The organism is Serratia sp. Sp408, from assembly GCF_057180665.1.
The window spans coordinates 1-271 of record NZ_JBXUFT010000040.1; the positions used below are offsets into that span (position 1 = coordinate 1).

Genomic DNA, 271 nt, shown 5'->3' on the forward strand with positions numbered 1-271 from the left:
GGCAGTGTCCTACTCTCGCATGGGGAGACCCCACACTACCATCGGCGCTACGGCGTTTCACTTCTGAGTTCGGCATGGGGTCAGGTGGGACCACCGCGCTATTGCCGCCAGGCAAATTCTGTTTCATTCCAACTGCTTCACTTTACGTAAAGCCATCAGAACCAATCTCGGAACCAGCTGAATATCTTTGTCTCTAAAACACCTTCGGTGTTGTAAGGTTAAGCCTCACGGATCATTAGTACTGGTTAGCTCAATGCATCGCTGCACTTAC

The 271-nt window shown here is 50.9% G+C and carries 1 rRNA gene; it reads right to left on the reverse strand.

From position 1 onward, the window contains the following. Positions 1 to 112: ribosomal RNA gene (gene rrf / locus AC2AXP_RS22760) — 5S ribosomal RNA — on the reverse strand; the annotation flags it as partial. Between the last annotated feature and the right edge of the window lie 159 nt (positions 113 to 271).